At 61.6% G+C, this 16,244-nt stretch carries 16 protein-coding genes; 10 read left to right on the plus strand and 6 right to left on the minus strand.

Features of this window, described 5'->3' with window-relative positions; translation table 11 throughout:
• Positions 1-29: 29 nt before the first annotated feature.
• The 6 genes from OPIT5_06835 to OPIT5_06860 all read right to left on the minus strand — a co-directional run bounded on the left by OPIT5_06835 (position 30) and on the right by OPIT5_06860 (position 5,791).
• Positions 30-392 (minus strand): hypothetical protein, encoded by a 363-nt coding sequence (locus tag OPIT5_06835; GenBank protein AHF94157.1) that lies wholly within the window; start codon positions 390-392, stop codon positions 30-32.
• 136 nt (positions 393-528) lie between these two features.
• Positions 529-1,896, minus strand: coding sequence for a cephalosporin-C deacetylase (locus tag OPIT5_06840; GenBank protein AHF89978.1), 1,368 nt, complete (start codon positions 1,894-1,896; stop codon positions 529-531).
• A 28-nt stretch (positions 1,897-1,924) separates the two neighbouring features.
• The gene (locus OPIT5_06845; GenBank protein ID AHF89979.1) at positions 1,925-2,671 is read right to left on the minus strand and encodes an N-terminal cleavage protein; all 747 of its coding nucleotides are present in this window, start codon (positions 2,669-2,671) and stop codon (positions 1,925-1,927) included.
• Positions 2,668-3,441, minus strand: a complete 774-nt coding sequence (locus tag OPIT5_06850) for an N-terminal cleavage protein (protein AHF89980.1) — start codon at positions 3,439-3,441, stop codon at positions 2,668-2,670. The genes OPIT5_06845 and OPIT5_06850 overlap by 4 nt, the downstream gene beginning before the upstream one ends.
• 1 nt (position 3,442) lies before the next feature.
• A complete protein-coding gene (locus tag OPIT5_06855) occupies positions 3,443-4,303 on the minus strand; it encodes an anchor protein (GenBank protein AHF89981.1) in 861 nt (286 codons plus the stop codon).
• A 96-nt stretch (positions 4,304-4,399) separates the two neighbouring features.
• Positions 4,400-5,791: a hypothetical protein gene (locus OPIT5_06860; protein ID AHF89982.1), complete on the minus strand. Its 1,392-nt coding sequence runs from the start codon at positions 5,789-5,791 to the stop codon at positions 4,400-4,402.
• A 197-nt stretch (positions 5,792-5,988) separates the two neighbouring features.
• Here OPIT5_06860 and OPIT5_06865 point away from each other — a divergent pair, with 197 nt between their 5' ends.
• From OPIT5_06865 to OPIT5_06910, 10 genes are all read left to right on the plus strand, one after another.
• Positions 5,989-6,888 (plus strand): hypothetical protein, encoded by a 900-nt coding sequence (locus OPIT5_06865; GenBank protein AHF94158.1) that lies wholly within the window; start codon positions 5,989-5,991, stop codon positions 6,886-6,888.
• A gap of 434 nt (positions 6,889-7,322) precedes the next feature.
• On the plus strand, positions 7,323-8,015 hold the full coding sequence (locus tag OPIT5_06870) for a DNA-binding protein (GenBank protein ID AHF89983.1): 693 nt from the start codon (positions 7,323-7,325) through the stop codon (positions 8,013-8,015).
• A gap of 99 nt (positions 8,016-8,114) precedes the next feature.
• Positions 8,115-8,480 carry a drug:proton antiporter gene (locus OPIT5_06875; GenBank protein ID AHF89984.1) on the plus strand — a complete coding sequence of 122 codons (366 nt, stop codon included), beginning with the start codon at positions 8,115-8,117 and terminating at the stop codon, positions 8,478-8,480.
• A 273-nt stretch (positions 8,481-8,753) separates the two neighbouring features.
• Positions 8,754-9,794, plus strand: coding sequence for a D-alanyl-D-alanine carboxypeptidase (locus OPIT5_06880; GenBank protein AHF89985.1), 1,041 nt, complete (start codon positions 8,754-8,756; stop codon positions 9,792-9,794).
• A gap of 321 nt (positions 9,795-10,115) precedes the next feature.
• The gene (locus OPIT5_06885; GenBank protein AHF94159.1) at positions 10,116-10,322 is read left to right on the plus strand and encodes a hypothetical protein; all 207 of its coding nucleotides are present in this window, start codon (positions 10,116-10,118) and stop codon (positions 10,320-10,322) included.
• Between the two features lie 536 nt (positions 10,323-10,858).
• On the plus strand, positions 10,859-11,896 hold the full coding sequence (locus OPIT5_06890; protein ID AHF89986.1) for a C4-dicarboxylate ABC transporter: 1,038 nt from the start codon (positions 10,859-10,861) through the stop codon (positions 11,894-11,896).
• A 158-nt stretch (positions 11,897-12,054) separates the two neighbouring features.
• Positions 12,055-12,579 carry a C4-dicarboxylate ABC transporter permease gene (locus OPIT5_06895; GenBank protein AHF89987.1) on the plus strand — a complete coding sequence of 175 codons (525 nt, stop codon included), beginning with the start codon at positions 12,055-12,057 and terminating at the stop codon, positions 12,577-12,579.
• Complete coding sequence (locus OPIT5_06900) at positions 12,576-13,898, plus strand: C4-dicarboxylate ABC transporter (GenBank protein ID AHF89988.1); 1,323 nt, start codon at positions 12,576-12,578, stop codon at positions 13,896-13,898. The genes OPIT5_06895 and OPIT5_06900 overlap by 4 nt, the downstream gene beginning before the upstream one ends.
• Positions 13,899-13,967: 69 nt before the next feature.
• The gene (locus tag OPIT5_06905; protein AHF89989.1) at positions 13,968-15,368 is read left to right on the plus strand and encodes an ethanolamine ammonia lyase large subunit; all 1,401 of its coding nucleotides are present in this window, start codon (positions 13,968-13,970) and stop codon (positions 15,366-15,368) included.
• A complete protein-coding gene (locus OPIT5_06910) occupies positions 15,349-16,194 on the plus strand; it encodes an ethanolamine ammonia-lyase (GenBank protein AHF89990.1) in 846 nt (281 codons plus the stop codon). Before OPIT5_06905 ends, OPIT5_06910 begins: the two co-directional genes overlap by 20 nt.
• Positions 16,195-16,244: the final 50 nt, after the last annotated feature.

Here is a 16,244-nt window from a genome sequence, read left to right on the forward strand (position 1 = left end):
CGTCTCTCCGCGGCAGCCGCCCGTCCTCCTTACTTCCCTCCCCGAGATGTGCACTCCGGGGTGATGAACCTGAAAACCGCAGCCAGGGGAACCGCCAAAACACGCTGGAGTGGTTTCATTTGAGCTATAGCCATACGGAATCGTGGGAAATTGAACCACGGATTGCACAGATGAAGACGGATTGCGCGGGTAATCAAAAAGATGAGTTTTTGTTGATCGGTGCAGTCTCCGAAAAATCCGCAATCCGTCGTTAAAAAGCGGCTACGGCTTTTTTTGAACTGCTCTATTACAAGAAATCGCTGGCCCGCGACCAGCCCATCCTTGTTCGGCATCTGACCGAGAAGGCAGAATTTTTCCACGAACAACCGCCCGACACCATCACCCCCGCCCACTACGACGGCGCCAACTGGTGAAAACTTCGGGAATCCACTGCGAGCGGGCATGGCATGCTCGCGAATTTTCTAAAAAACGTTCTCGGCGTCGGTCCGGATGGACGGCGAAGCCGTGGCGGTTCGTGCTGAAGGGGATTTACTGACGCTGACTGGCAAGCCAGAGACGGGCGGCTTTGAGCTGAACCTCGGTGGGCCTGTGCCCAGCTTCAAGAACGAGGCTCAGATCCTTGGGCGCGGAAATGAGATTGTAGGCGGCGTAGATGGAGGTGGGCGGGCAGACCTCGTCATTGTACCCCCATGAATAATGGCCGGGAACGCGGATGCGCCGGGCAAAGTTGACGGAGTCATAATATCCGGTGGTGGAGATTTTTCCCGGCGTGACGTTGGGATTGGACGCGCCGTCGGGGCGAGGGGCAAACATATGAGGCCAGCCGCCCGCGCGGCCATGGAGATAGCCGGTGACATCGCAATAAGCCGGATACCGGACGACGACGCTTTTGACCCGTGAATCGAGCGCAGTGGTGGCAAGGGCCAGAAAGCCGCCTTGGCTGCCTCCGATGACGGAAAGGTTGTTTCCGTCGTATTCGGGGCGGCTGGCAAGAAAATCGAGAGCGCGGATACAACCAAGGATCACACGGCGGTAATAGTGCTGAAGAGGGGAATCCAAACCTTGCAGATAATATTCCTTCAGCGGTCCTGTGTACTGTTTTTTATAATACGCATCGGGTTGGTTGACTGGAATGCCGTGGACTCCTATTTGCAGGGTGATGGCATCCGGTTCGCGTTCTCCATTACGGCGGCTGACTCCGGCGCCCGGGATGTAGAGCGCGCCAGGATATCGGCCGGGTGCTTTGGGCACGGAAAGAACGCCATGGACGCGGGGGGAGGATTCAAGGGGATGGCTTTTGGCATCGAGATGCGGCACGGTGCGAAAACTGACGTAATAGAGGTCAACGAAGGGGGAGGCCTTTCCGCCAAACGGGGTGATTTCCGGTTCGAGTGAAATCTCCCTGAGCTGGGCAAGACCGTGCCGCCAGAACGCATCGAAATCGGGCGGCTCGGTCTGCGTGGGGCGTATTTTTTCCGGGGAGTAGGCGGCGGTGGACAGGCCGCGATGGTTTTGGCCCTTGTAAGCCAAGCTGACATTGCAGCGAAGGAACCCGGGCCGCTCCAGCGTGCCGGCATCGAGATTGAGGCGCCCTTGTTCGTCGAGGCGGGCGTTTTTCATGGTGACGGGCATTTGTTCAGGGCCGATGCTGTAATGCAGGTCGGCGCCGGCGAGGGGCTTGCCATCCATGGTGGCGGTAACGACGAAGCGGGCAGGCTCCCCGCAGGTGTAGGTCCAGTCGGCGCGATCGGGGCGGATCTTGAGCTGCACGCCGGGGGCGTCGGTCGCGAAAAGGAGCGTTGAAAGAACGAGTGAAAGAATCGCTGGCGGAAAGACACGAAGGAGGCTGCGGCAGCGGACGCTCGTGGATCGGTTGCAAGGGGATGAGACGGACATAGTCTGTTTTGTCAGGCTGGAGATCTGTTCAGTCGAAGAGGAAGTCTTCCAAGGTCAGTTTGGATTTGCGGACGAGGCTGACGTGGCCGTCCATCCAGAGAATATGGCACGAGGAGCCGCCGCCATGGACGTAAGGCATGCTGTCAAACACCTTGTCGGGCGTTATGTTCCAGGCGTAGTCGCTCCGGCCCACAATGTTGCCATTGGCGAACCACTCGCTCAGCAGCACGGTTTTTACGGGATTGGGGATAATGGGAAAATTGATACCCCTCTGGGGGTTGTCCAGATTTTCCATCAACTGATCATTCATTGAATAGCTCCGTGGCGCAATACCCGGCCCCGGGGATCTCTCGTCCGTATCCAGGGGACAATGCAAAACGGTCCCAGTCTCCGGGCTGAAGCCGATGGCTGTATCCCATGTTTTCCCGTCGGCGTCCCTGGCCCGGGGAAACAATTCCCGGTTTTCGGCATGATAGAGGAAGAATGCATTTCCGAGATCTTTCAGATTGGAGAGGCATCGGGCCTGATGGGCGCTTTTACGGGCGATTCCGACGACCGGGATCAAAATCGCGGAGAGGATGCCGATGATGGCGATGACGGCGAGCAGTTCGACGAGTGTGAAGCCCGCGCCGTGCTGCCCGCGTCCAGAGCGAGGATGGCCGCCATGGCGGGACGGTGCGTTTTTTGGGGGGAATGAAGACATGGGACGCCGGGGCGGCAGGACGAATTTCATCCGGGGAAGATGGTTCGAGAGGAGAGGAAACCCGGGCATCATTTGACGTCGAACGAATCATTCTGATGTCCTTTCCCATTCCAAGGCCATGCGTCGGGGTTGCAGACGTCGTGAGCGGCGACATGCCAGTCGGCGAAGAGGAAAATGGCCTTGCGCCCGAAGTTTGGCGAGGGGCCGGCATTGGTATAGGTGCCGCTGAAACCGTATTCGTCATGAGCACGAGGCGAGGGACCGACATAGGACATCTGGATACCGCTTTTGTCGGGTTGCGAGGTGCCCAGGACCGGGAACCAGGAAGGAGCGGAAAGGTCGGCCACGCGCGCGGGAGTGTCGCGCATGGTACTCCCGTTAAAGGTACTGTTGAGCTTGACGTTGTATCCAAAAACGCCCCTTCCCGTTCCGATGACGTCCTGCGGAGTCGTCGGGCAAAGAACCGCCGGGTGACCATAGATCGCGGCATCGTTCGGTTTGATGCCCGAGATCTCACCATACTGATCGTAGTTATGAGTAAATGAGCCGATGTAGGGAGCGATATAAACGACCCAGCGTTTCCCTGCCTGGTCTTTGGGGAAGGGAAGCTGGTCGCGGTGATCGCCAGAGTAAAGTTGAATGGCGGAGCCGAGTTCCCTTGCGCGGCTGATGCAGAGGGACTGCCGGGCGGTCTGGCGAACTTTCCCCACCGTGGGAATGAGGATGGCTGCAAGGATGCCGATGATGGCGATGACGGTGAGCAGTTCGATGAGGGTGAAGGCTGCAGCGGCGGGACATGCACGCCGGATTTGACAGTTGATGGGCAATGGGGATGAGGTCATGTTAGTTTCTGGAACTGAATGTCTTTTGGGAAAATTTTCCAACGATTGCCCCCGCAATGGCCAGCAGGCCGGCCAGCATCACACAGGTGGATGGCTCGGGAATGCTGCTCAACCCATCAAGACGTATCTGTGCGATGGCCGAGGCGTCGAGCGCACCCGAAGCGCCTGACGTGGCACCGTATACACGGATGCCATCAAGCCATCCGTCAAGGGCACGACCGTAGGCCGTGTTGGAGCCAAAGGTCAGCAAGGCGCCGGATCCGCCAAAATTAAGCGAGGTATTGGTGACAGTTGAACCCCCAAGCGAGACAAGGGGCGCGCTTGCGTCGGAAGTGCCAGTGTAAAAACGGACGGTTTTATCAGTGCCGTTAAAGGCAAAGGCGACGAATACCCATTCCGCGCTGCTTTTCAAAATTTCATTTGCCTCGCTTGTTTTACCGAGTCCGTTCAACTGGCCGGCAGGAGTGAGCGAAAGGCTGCCCTGATCTCCACCCCCTGGTGTGCCATTCAGATCGAAGATCCGGGCGGAATTACTCGCAGGCATGACAGAGTCAGCCTTGTACCACATGGTGACGGTAAAGGAAGTGAGATTGCCAAGCCCGGTGGTGACCAAGACGCCGCCTCCCGTGTTGGCCGTCCCACTCCCGAAGGTGGAATCGGAGTTGTTGAAAGCGTAATCGCCGGATGTCCCGGATACGCCGGCGCCGGCTGCCTTGCCGGCGGCGGTACCTTTGAGTTCGCCATTGTTGGCGTGGCCGGAGACGTCGGGGACGGCATTGCCGTTGATGCTGTTGAAGTCGAAGTGAAGAAGCAGTTCGGCGGAGGCCGGGGTGGACGCGAAGGTCAGAAGGGAGGTCGCAATGAGGACGGGTATCAGTTTTGACGGTGCTTTTTTCATGATATTTCAGGTTTTGGTGGTTTGGAGCAGAGAGATATACGAAGATTGGAAATCAGTGGGCTATGGAGAGCGGGGGAGGGTAAGCTCGACGAGTTCAATGGTGCTGGGGGATGGATGCTGACCGCGGCGTGGTTGGTCGCGGTTGGGAGGAAGCGTTTCCCAGCGGAGGATGTAACGTTTCCCGGATGGCGGTGTTCCCAGGTCTTCGCTCATCCTCCTTTGCATGCCTTCGTAGGGAGTGGTGATCGCGGAGAGTTCGTTCGGCAGTTGATTGCTGAGATGGTTGACCGAAATCCGTTTTCCGAGGGAAAAGGAGTCAAGGTTGAGTCCCCAGATTGCGTTGCCGTATTTGACGTGGTTGGTGGCAACATAAAAACCGACTTTGGGATCGTACCGGGGTTCGGAGTGGCGGACGTCGGTGGAGATACTGCCGCCTCCGCGTGGTTCCCAACGATACTCCCATTTGGTGAGCTGGGTGATGCGCCAGTTTCCGTTTTCCGAGCGGCCCAGGTAGAGCTGCGTGTTTCCGTTGGCATCGAATTTGTGCCAGATAACAAGCACGCGGTTTTCCTTGTCGAAGCCGACTTTTCCGGAGCCGTTGAGGATGCCGCCGTTAACGGGGACGGGATCGAGAGTGACGCCGGGCGTGGCGTGGCGGATGGGAAGCGTGATGGGCTGTCCGGCGTTGGTTTCCCAGCGCACGAGATCGGGAGATCGGGCGTATCCGAGGTCATGGTTGGTTTCGGCGTTTTTATTGTCGCGCCATACCCAGGTCATGTGCCACCAGCCGTCAGGTCCGAGTTCGGGGCCGAGCGGGTAAGCGTTCATGCGGCCCTGGCCGTCGAAAAGCGGGCGGTCGAGGAGGCGCGACCAGGACCGGGTGGCTTCATCGTAGACATTGTAGATCGTATCACCGCATCCGCTACGTCCGTCGCGGTAATTGAAGGTAAGGCGTCCTTCTGAGGTCGTTCTGAATTTTGGATACGTCATAAGCGTCTCGCGTTCTCCTTCGCCGACCATGCGTGGGATGCGGACGAGCGTGGAGATGTCGCCCGCACGCGTGGTTCTGAAGTAAACGAGAGGAGAAACATGCAGGTTGCCGACAACGTGCAGGTACCCGTAGCGATCCAGGGCAAGTGTGATGTTGTTGTGGGAATCCCAGCCCACGAGTGAATCCAGAGACTGGCGTTTCCATTCGCGAGAATCGAGCGTGCGCGAAGCCACGGTCATGATGCGCCGGGCGTCATAATAAGCGACATATTGGAGATTGCGGGCGGCATCGGTAAGGAGGGCGAATCCGACGGGATGGCCGGACCAGACTTTGTCGATGTCGATGCGATTGGTGATGCGAACGGCAGCTATCTGCGTGGCGTCAGATGACGCTAACATGGCAGCCGCCGGGCTCTGGACTCCGGTGGCCAAGGCCAAAAGAATGCCGGCGAACAAAGGCATCCGGAGGCTGATGCAGGAGTGGCGACGATGAAACGCTATGAGTGCAGTTGGAACGCGGGGGTGGGGACTAAAGACGGCGGGAGTCACGATGTCCACAACCAGCCTCGCTGTGTATCTTGACAAGCGAGAAGACGGCAAAATGAATGGTTTTGTAAAACAGATGGTCGTTTTTGTGAATTTTAACGGTCTTTCAAAATATGATAAAGTTGGCTCATGTTGGTATCCGGAATTTCGGCACAAAGCCGGATCGTTTTGCCCGTCGTTTGAACTGGGAGTTTTATGCGTTGTTGGAGGGCAGGCTTTCGCTGGTGCTGGAGGATGAGTCCGTAAGACCGCAAAAACGCCGGGTGGAAGGCGCCAATTTCTGGGTGTTTCCTCCGATGATGCGCTGGATATGGCAGGGGGAACCGGGTGAGTCGGTTGATCGTGTGGCGTTGCAGTTTACCGACGTGCCGCACTTGCTGGCGTTGCGGGTGCGAAGAGAGGGTTTTTTGGAGCGGCGACTGCTCCGGGAGGATTTGGAGCGAGTAAGGAAGTTGGGAGAGGAGTTGCTGCCGCTTTACCAGCGCCCCAATCAGTTTGCGTCGATCATCTCTGATCGGGCGATGCTGGATCTGTCGTTGATCGCCTTGAATGATGAAAAGCCGGTGGAGAGTTCATCGTGGTTTGCCGATCCGATATGGGATCGCTTCGAACATGCGGTGGCGTGGTTCAATCAGCACATGGCGGAGTGCCCGTCGGTTAATGACGTAGCAGCATATTTACACATCTCACCGACGCAGTTGCGGCGGGATTTTCGTGATGTGGCGGTGGCCCAGGGAAACGACCAGGGATCTCCAAATCAGGTTTTCACGCATCTGCGTTTGGTCCGGGCGACGGAGATATTGGCGACAAGCACGTTGACACTCGACGAGGTGGCGGAGACATGCGGTTTCTCAAGCACTCCGGATTTTTGCCGGGTTTTCAAAAAACATCTTAATTGCACACCGCATACTTGGCGGCGGTTTCCGGCTATGCCGGAAATGTGCAGGCAAAAGCGTATGCTGAGCGGTCGCGTACGACTCAAGCCGATCATGCGAATAGAGGAGCCTTCGTGAGTCATCAGCGGTGCAGTGATTGCTAAATTACCCAGGGCAAACGCATCTAGAGGGAACCCAAAGAAGGCAATCGAACGGTATCCGGGTTGGTAATCTGATGCCAAGCCGATGGAGTCAGGTCTGAATGGCGCTTGATTAAGCCATCTCCCCGTTGAAAATCAGTGACTTCCAAACACATGAAAAACGTGAAAACTATCCAGCCTTTTGAGAGAAAAAATTCCTCTGGAATCCGGGCCGATACTGGATCGCTTCATGCATTGGGAATTATCTATCAAAATGACGACCATCATCCTTATCTAAGCGCCATTCCAGGCTGACCCCTTCGGCCTGCCGCAGTAGTCCACTCCCGAGGTTTCCCCCCTTCCGACAGGTCGCTCCCGCACTACGGAACCGCTTTTGGCTTTCAACAGTGTCAGCCTCACGACGATTTCACCATGTCCCGCGCCTCACGTCTGCTTGAACTTCTGCAAGTCCTGCGTCGCCACCGTCAGCCGGTGAGTGGCGCCGCTCTCTCCGCCGAACTCGGCATCAGCCTGCGCACGCTCTACCGCGACATCGCCGCATTGCAGGCCCAGGGCGCGAACATCGAAGGCGAACGCGGCGTCGGCTACCAGCTTCGCCCCGGCTTCACCCTGCCGCCGCTCATGTTCTCCGGGGAGGAAATCGAAGCTCTCGTGCTCGGCTCGCGCTGGGTCGCCTCGCGCGGCGACGACAAGCTCGCCCGCGCCGCACGCGACGCCCTCGCCAAAATCCGCGCCATCCTCACCTCCTCCCTCTGTGACGAACTCGACGCCTCAACCCTGCTCATCGGACCGCTTCCCGGGCACGCCGCCACCGACGATGACAACCACCTCGAACTGATCCGGCGCGCCATTCGCGCCGGGCGCAAACTCACCGTCACCTACCAGGATGGTAACGGGACGCCCAGCACACGCACCCTCTGGCCCTTTGCGCTCGGCTACTTCGAACACGTCCGCCTGCTCGTCGCCTGGTGCGAACTCCGGCAGGACTACCGCACGTTCCGCACCGATCGTATCCGACATCTCGTGACGGAGACGAGCCCCGTCCCGCGAAAACGCATGGCCCTCCTCCGCGAATGGAAAACCCGCCAAGGCATCCACGACTGATTTACGGCAGCCAGGCACACAACTGACACAATCTGTCACTTATGCCTGTTATCCTGTCTGGCGATGAATACTTCCACACTCGTCAGCAAACCCGACATGATCGTGCTCTACGTGGCCGACACCGCCGCCAGCACCGCCTTTTATTCGCGCCTCCTCGACCGTGCGCCCGCGCAGACCTGGCCCACCTTCGCCATCTTCCCCTTCGGCTCCGGCCTGACCCTCGCGCTTAACCAACGCGACGACATCGAACCCAAAGCCACCGCCGCCCCCGGCGCCACAGAACTCGTTTTCTATGTTTCAGGAAAAGACGCCGTCCTGGCCATGCATGAGCATTGGCGAAACCTGGGGCTGACCATGCTGCAGACCCCGACAGACATCGGTTTTGGCGACACGTTCACCGCCGCCGACCCCGACGGACACCGTCTCCGTGTCTGCGACGCCTCGGTCTGGACGCACCCTGCGTAACGCCAGTTCATCCGGTCATCCAACGTGCGGCGGGTCAAAAGCCGGCCGCACGTTTGCCGTGCCTCCCCGGCGCTCTGGCCATCCTACTCCACCCTAACGACTTGTGCCGGCCGCTCCTCGCCTGCCTTGTCCGGAACCCGTTCGATGGCAGCCAACGAAACGGCGGCGGGGACGCCGTTGCTTCATCCTGACCTGATCGTTCACACGGGCCACCGCCTCATTGACCTGACACGCGCGGGTCTCTTCGCTTTCCGGTCATTTTCCTGCCACCCTATGATCCGGTTCTTCCATCGCTCCTGTCGCTCCCTTTTTTCCGTCTCTGCCGTCGCGCTCGCCCTGTTCGCCACCCATCCGCTCCCCACCCGGGCCGCCGCCGACATCCCGCACCGCGGCTACATCGTCACCGACGCCGCCACCGGCCGCGTCCTGCTGGAGGACAACGCCGACTCTCCCCACCCGCCCGCCAGCGTCACCAAACTCATGACGTTTCTCGGCGTCTTCGAAAAGATCGCCGCCGGCTCGCTCGCGCCCGACGCTCCGGTCGCCATCAGCCTCGAAGCCCAGCGCATGGGCGGCTCGCAGGTTTACCTCGAGGAGAAGGAGGTCTTCGCCGTGGACGACCTGCTCTACGCACTCATGGTCCAGTCGGCCAACGACGCCGCCGTCGCCCTCGCCGAAGCCGCCGCCGGATCGCGCGAGGCGTTTGTCGAACAGATGAACAGCCGCGCCCGCGCCCTCGGCATGGCCCATACCACCTGGCGCACGCCCCACGGTCTGCCTCCCAATGCCCGGCTCGGCCAGGAACCCGATCTCTCCACGCCGCGCGACCTCGCCCTGCTCAGCCGCCATCTCCTGCTCCACACCGACATCCTCCGCTACACCTCGACCCGCACCCGCGATTTCCGTCCCGGCCCCAAGGTCCAGGCGATGAAAAACCACAACCACCTCCTCTGGTCGGTCAACGGCTGCGACGGACTCAAGACCGGCTACTACACGAAAGCCGGCTTCTCGCTGGCCGCCACCGTGCAACGCAACGGCAAACGCATCATCGTCGTCGTGCTCGGCGTCCCCGAACGCAAGCAACGCGACGCCCTCGTCGCCACGCTCGTCGAAAAAGGCTTCGCCGCGCTCCCGCCCGGCACACCCGATTTCAGGGCCGCGTACACGCCGCCCCTCCGCCCCGTAGGCCTCGTCCCCGCCGCCGGGCATGAGGGCAGCGCTCCGGGACAAAAGACTCCCGACACCGGCGGGCCGGGGCCGGAAGACAGTTCCGAAGAATCGGGCGGCCTCCCCGCCATCCGGTTCCCGCTCTGAACCGGCCGAGGCCGCTCATTTTCGCCGATCAGGAAAGAGCCTCCGGGCAAATTCCGTGATTCGGATCCGGAGCAGGTGATACGACCGGAGGCGGAACCCGTGCCAACTCCCCACCCGACCGGCCCGGGGATGAAAAGGCCGGCCATGGGCGACAAGGGTGAGGAGTCTTGTATCAGCCTGACCGGCTGAGGCACGGGAAAGAGAAAGAGGCAGGAGGACGTTTCATCAGATAAGCCGGTCGATACCATAGATTCTATAGAATCTATGTCAATCGCAGGTTTTGGGGAGCTTTGATCCTGAACGCCTGGTAGGCAGGGCATCGTGGGAAAAGCCAAGGACTCGGAAACGCTCAGTGTGCATGCCAGCAAAAAACACGTGGAGACCATCGCCGCGCGAGCCGCGCCGCTTTCCCTGAGCAAGAGCAAGTATGCCGCTCTCATCATCGAGCAATGGGTCCAGGCAGGGTGCCCGCCAGTCAACGAACCGGATCGCCTGATGCAACTGGCGAAGAAATCCTCCGGACGCTGAAGCCGGCCGACCCCCGTACCGGACAGGCGTTTTCGCCCGTATCGGAATCTGGACTATTTTGATCATCGCAGGCCGGCGCCTGCGCGCGGTTTGCGCGGCCGTTTCACGTGTTGCCAAAAATAATCCGGACAATTTTCCGCCAGCTTCCTCTCCGCATTTAGTCTCCGAATATTAATTGTATAAGACATTATATGTAAATTTTATACAAATCACGTCTCCGGTTTTTAGCGACCACATTCCCATCAATCACGGCGACAGGAATACCACCCCGAAAACCGGTCCGGGTGAACCTGTTCAGCACGATTAACCCGCTGCCTTCAAACCGGCTCACCGATCTTTTATAAGGTCGTTCAGATATTGTAATCCCGCTACCTGCCCGTCTGCGGGGCCGGTATTGGAGCGCGCGCTGGCATGAGGCGTGCTCCCGGCGGGGACGTGAGATTCGCAACTACCAGCGGAAGCGACCTGCTCGCGCCGGCGGCCTGTCTCACGCCTACAACCTGAACACATCCAGCATCAGAAACACCGGAGATTATATGAACAAACGCGAATTCCTGAAGAAGGCGGGCATGGGGGTGGCTGTCGCAGCAGCGGCGCCCTACATTATGGGGGCGGCAAAAAAGACGATCAAATGGCGGCTGCAAACCTACGCCGGACCGGCCCTCGGCGAGCACGTCATCAAGCCTGCCATCGACGCCTTCAACAAGGCGGCCAACGGCGAGATGGTCATCGAACTTTATTACGCCGACCAGCTCGTGCCCACCGGCGAGCTTTTCCGGGCCGTGCAACGCGGCACCATCGACGCCGTGCAAAGCGACGACGACTCCATCGCCTCCCCCGCCGATGTATCCGTTTTCGGCGGCTACTTCCCGTTCGCGACCCGCTACAGCCTCGACGTCCCCACGCTCTTTTCCCAGTTCGGCCTGGACAAGATCTGGGAGGAATCCTACGCCGAGGTCAAAGGCGTGACGTGGTTGAGCGCCGGCGCCTGGGACCCCTGCCACTTCGCGACCAAACAACCGATCAACAGCCTCGCCGACCTCAAGGGCAAGAAGGTCTTCACCTTCCCCACCGCCGGCCGCTTCCTCTCGCGCTTCGGCGTAGTCCCGGTGACACTACCCTGGGAAGACATCGAGATGGCCCTCCGCACCGGCGAGCTCGACGGCGTCGCCTGGTCGGGCATCACCGAAGACTACACCGTCGGCTGGGCCGACGTCACCAGCTACTTCCTGACCAACAACATCTCCGGCGCGTGGATCGGCTCCTTCTTCGCCAACACCAAGGCGTGGGAAGCCGTGCCCGAACACCTCAAGACGCTCTTCAGGCTGTGCATGGACAGCTCGCACTACTACCGCCAGTACTGGTACTGGGGCGGCGAGGCCAAGCTGCGCACCCAGGGGACCAAGCTGAAACTCACCTCCATCCCCGACGCGGAGTGGAAAACGGTCGAGGACGAGGCGATCAAGTTCTGGGACGAAATCGCCAAGACCGGTCCGCGCGCCGCCAAGGTCGTGCAGATTTTCCGCGACTATAACGACATGATGCAAAAGGCCGGCCGACCCTACCGCTACTGAGAAGGGCCAGACGCCCGTCCTGTTCGCGCCCGGGGGCCATCCCGCGCCGCCGGCACGCCGGGTTCCGCACATCATCCCGTCCCCGGTTCAGAGCCCCCGCTCCGGCGCCTCCCGCCGGTTCGCGGGGCGCTTCCGTCGCGGCAGAACCATACTGCACAATGTCTTCCTTTTTCCTGTATTCGCTGAAAAAATACGTCCGGGCGGTCAACGCCGTCAACCGGGTCGTCGGGTACTTCGCCATGTACCTGCTCGTCTTCATGCTCGCGATCCTCACCTGGTCGGTGATCTCCAACGGCGTGCTCAATTCACCGGCTATCTGGGTGATGGAGATGGCCCAGTTTTCCATGGCCGCCTACTACCTGCTCGGAGCCGGATTCAGCATGCAACAGGGCGCCCATGTCCGCATGGATATCTTTTACGAACGCTGGAGCCCGCGCCGGCGAGCCGGCGTGGATTCGTTCACGATCCTGCTGGTCATCTTCTACCTGGTGGTCCTTGTCATGGGCGGCTACGAGAGCTCGTACTACGCGCTGGAATACGGACAGCGGAATCACACCGTGTGGCGTCCCTACATGGCGCCGATCAAGATCATCATGACGCTCGGCATGCTGCTGATGCTGCTCCAGGCCGTCGCCGAGCTGATCAAGAACGTGGCCGCCGCCCTCGGAAAGGAGCTGTCATGAGCCACGAAATGATCATCCTGCTGATGTTCTCGTCGCTGATGCTGCTGATGGCGACCGGCCAGCGCGTTTTTGGCGTGATGGGTTTTGTCGGCGTGGCCTGCGCCATCTGGCTGTGGGGCCCGGGCGGCTCGGAACTGGGGTTCAGCGCGGCCATCAAGCTCTTCAACTGGTACCCCATGCTGACGCTGCCGATGTTCATTTTCATGGGCTACATGCTCTCGGAATCCGGCATCGCCAACGACCTCTACCACATGTTGCACGTCTGGATGGGTTCGCTGCGCGGCGGGCTGGCCATCGGCACGCTGCTGCTTATGGTCCTCATCTCCTGCATGAACGGCCTGAGCGTGGCGGGCATGGCGATCGGCTGCAGCGTGGCGCTGCCCGAGCTCATGAAGCGCCACTACGACAAACGCATGATCAGCGGCATCATCCAGGCAGGCAGCTCGCTCGGCATCCTGACGCCGCCCAGCGTCGTGCTCGTGCTCTACGGCATGATCGCGCGGCAGCCGGTCGGCCAGCTCTGGCTCGCGGGCGTCGGCCCCGGCCTGCTGCTCGCCGCGCTGTTCCTGATCTACATCGCGGTCCGCTGCTGGCTGCAGCCCGAACTCGGCCCCGTCCTGCCTGCCGCGGAGCGCAATTTCTCGACCGCGGAAAAATTCCGCGTGCTGCGCGCCGGCGTGATTCCGCTGCTGCTCATGTTCCTCGTCATCGGTTCGTTTTTCCTCGGCTACACCAGCCTCGTGGAAAGTTCGGCCGTGGGCGCGCTGGCCGCCCTCCTGGTGGCGTTTTTCAAGGGACGCCTGCGCGGCAAGGTCCTGCACAACGCCCTGCTGCAAACGCTCAACGCCAGCGCCATGTTCATGTGGATCATGATGGCAGCCCTTGCCTTCGCCGCCGTCTTCGACGGACTCGGCGCGGTCAAGTCCATCGAAGGCATCTTTCTGGAACAATGGGGGCTTACGCCTTGGCAGGTGCTCATCCTCATGCAGGTGTCGTTTCTCATCCTCGGTATCTTCCTCGATGATACGGCGATGCTCGTCATCGTGGCGCCCCTGTACATCCCGCTGATCGCAAAACTCGGTTTCAGCCCGATCTGGTTCGGCGTCCTCTACACCATCACCTGCCAGATCGCCTACCTCACACCGCCCTTCGGCTACAACCTGTTCCTCATGCGGGCCATGTCGCCGCCGGAGATTACCATCCGCGATATCTACGCCTCGATCGTCCCGTTTGTCATTATCATGATCCTGTCCATGGTCCTCATCATGATCTTTCCGCAGATCGCCCTGTGGCTGCCTGCGCAGTTCAACGTGAAGTAAAACAACCCGAAAATCCTCGCGCGGCTGGCCCGATTCCCGCTGCGAAAACGGCCCAACGCCTTTCCCGACATGAGCAGCCACCCGTCCCGATGGTCCCTGACCGCAGGCGGGAGCCGGTACCACTTCGGCTCCCTGCGCGAGCTCATGGCCAGGGCCACGCCGCACCGCTCCGGCGACGTCCTCGCCGGCGTCGCCGCCGCCAGCGCGGAGGAGCGCGCCGCCGCCCGGCAATGCCTCGCCGACGTGCCGCTCGCGCAGTTTCTCGAAGACCTGCTCATCCCGTACGAGGACGACGCCGTCACCCGGCTGATCATCGACACGCATGACCGCGCCGCCTTCGCGCCGGTCGCCGGCCTCACCGTCGGCCAGTTCCGCGACTGGCTGCTGCGGTACGAAACCGACCACACCGTCCTCACCGCGCTCGCCCCCGGCCTCACGCCCGAAATGGTCGCCGCCGTTTCCAAGCTGATGAGCAACCAGGACCTCATCCTCGTGGCGCAAAAATGCCGCGTCGTCACCGCCTTCCGCGACACCATCGGCCTGCCCGGCCGCCTCTCCGTCCGCCTCCAGCCCAACCACCCGACCGACGACCCGCAGGGCATCGCCGCCTCCATCCTCGACGGCCTCCTCTACGGCTGCGGCGACGCCGTCATCGGCATCAACCCCGCCACCGACAGCGTGCCCGCCATGGAAACCCTGCTGCACCTGATCGACGAACTTGTCCGGCGCTACGATATTCCCACGCAATCCTGCGTGCTCGCCCACGTGACCACCGCGCTCGAAGTGATGCGGCGCGGCGCGCCCGTCGATCTCGTTTTCCAGTCCATCGCCGGCACCGAAGCCGCCAACCGCAGCTTCGGCGTCACGCTGCCGATCCTCGCCGAGGCCCGCGAGGCCGCGCTCTCGCTCCGGCGCGGCACCGTCGGCGACAACGTCATGTACTTCGAGACCGGCCAAGGCTCCGCGCTCTCTGCCGACGCGCATCACGGGCTCGACCAGCAGACCTGCGAAGTCCGCGCCTACGCCGTCGCCCGCGCCTTCAGCCCGCTGCTCGTCAACACCGTCGTCGGCTTCATCGGCCCCGAATACCTCTACGACGGCAAACAGATCATCCGCGCCGGCCTCGAAGACCATTGTTGCGGCAAACTCCTCGGCCTGCCGATGGGCTGCGACATCTGCTACACCAACCACGCCGAGGCCGACCAGGATGACATGGACAACCTCCTCACCCTCCTCGGCGTCGCCGGCTGCACCTACATCATGGGCATCCCCGGCGCCGACGACATCATGCTCGGCTACCAGTCCACCTCGTATCACGACAGCCACTACATCCGCCAGGCGCTCGGCCTCCGTCCCGCGCCGGAATTCGAGGCGTGGCTGGAAAACATGCGCATCGTCGCCGGCGGCCGCCGCCTCCTGCCCGTTGCGCCAACCCACGCCCTGCTCGCCGATGCCCGCCTCGCCGGATAACCCCCGGGTCGTTGTCACCACCGGAATGCCTTCTCCGCCTGCCGCCGTCGACCCGGCCGCTGCCACCGGCGACGCCGCCAACCGTGATCCGTGGGTGACCCTGCAACGCTACACCGCCGCGCGCATCGCGCTCGGCCGTGCCGGCGGCAGCCTGCGCACCGCCTCGCTGCTCGATTTTCGCCTCGCCCACGCCCGTGCCCGCGATGCCGTCCACGCCCCGCTCGATCCCGACGGGCTCGCGCGACAATTCGCGCAAAACGGCCTCGCCACCGAACGGCTCGCCACCGCGGTCAGCGACAAGGCGACCTACCTCGTGCGCCCCGACCTCGGTCGCCGCCTCGATGACGCTTCGCGCGAACGCCTCCGCACGCTCGCCGCGCAATGGGGCCGGCGCGACCTCGCCATCATTGTCTCCGACGGACTGGCCGCGCAGGCCGCCGACCGCCACGCCGCCGAAACCGTCACCCGCCTCGCCGGCCACCTCACTGCCGCCGGCTGGACGCTCTACCCGATCCTGCTCGTCCCCTTCGGCCGCGTGAAGTTGCAGGACGAAATCGGCGCCATTCTCGGCGCGCGCCATGCGCTCATCCTCCTCGGCGAGCGCCCCGGCCTCGGTTCTCCCGACAGCCTCGGCGCCTATTTCACGCACCGGCCGCGCGCCGAGTGCACCGACGCCGACCGCAACTGCATTTCCAACATTCGCCCCGCCGGCCTCCCTCCGGCCGCCGCCGCGCGCAAGCTCGCCCACCTGCTGGCCGACTCTGCCCGCCTCGGCGTAAGCGGCGTCGCGCTCAAGGACACCACGCAGGACGGCCGGCTGGAGTAAAGCCCGGACGTGGCATGGGCATCCTGCCCATGTGGCGCGGGCGTCCCGCC

This window comes from Opitutaceae bacterium TAV5 (genome assembly GCA_000242935.3).
In the GTDB taxonomy this organism is placed as follows: Bacteria; Verrucomicrobiota; Verrucomicrobiia; order Opitutales; family Opitutaceae; genus Geminisphaera.

Coding starts and splice junctions, on each gene's coding strand:
- OPIT5_06850 (AHF89980.1), bottom strand. CDS start 3,441: ATGACCTCATCCCCATTGCCCATCAACTGTCAAATCCGGCGTGCATGT.
- OPIT5_06895 (AHF89987.1), top strand. CDS start 12,055: ATGTCTTCCTTTTTCCTGTATTCGCTGAAAAAATACGTCCGGGCGGTC.
- OPIT5_06840 (AHF89978.1), bottom strand. CDS start 1,896: ATGTCCGTCTCATCCCCTTGCAACCGATCCACGAGCGTCCGCTGCCGC.
- OPIT5_06865 (AHF94158.1), top strand. CDS start 5,989: ATGATAAAGTTGGCTCATGTTGGTATCCGGAATTTCGGCACAAAGCCG.
- OPIT5_06870 (AHF89983.1), top strand. CDS start 7,323: ATGTCCCGCGCCTCACGTCTGCTTGAACTTCTGCAAGTCCTGCGTCGC.
- OPIT5_06860 (AHF89982.1), bottom strand. CDS start 5,791: ATGCCTTTGTTCGCCGGCATTCTTTTGGCCTTGGCCACCGGAGTCCAG.
- OPIT5_06890 (AHF89986.1), top strand. CDS start 10,859: ATGAACAAACGCGAATTCCTGAAGAAGGCGGGCATGGGGGTGGCTGTC.
- OPIT5_06910 (AHF89990.1), top strand. CDS start 15,349: ATGCCCGCCTCGCCGGATAACCCCCGGGTCGTTGTCACCACCGGAATG.
- OPIT5_06900 (AHF89988.1), top strand. CDS start 12,576: ATGAGCCACGAAATGATCATCCTGCTGATGTTCTCGTCGCTGATGCTG.
- OPIT5_06880 (AHF89985.1), top strand. CDS start 8,754: ATGATCCGGTTCTTCCATCGCTCCTGTCGCTCCCTTTTTTCCGTCTCT.
- OPIT5_06845 (AHF89979.1), bottom strand. CDS start 2,671: ATGATGCCCGGGTTTCCTCTCCTCTCGAACCATCTTCCCCGGATGAAA.
- OPIT5_06905 (AHF89989.1), top strand. CDS start 13,968: ATGAGCAGCCACCCGTCCCGATGGTCCCTGACCGCAGGCGGGAGCCGG.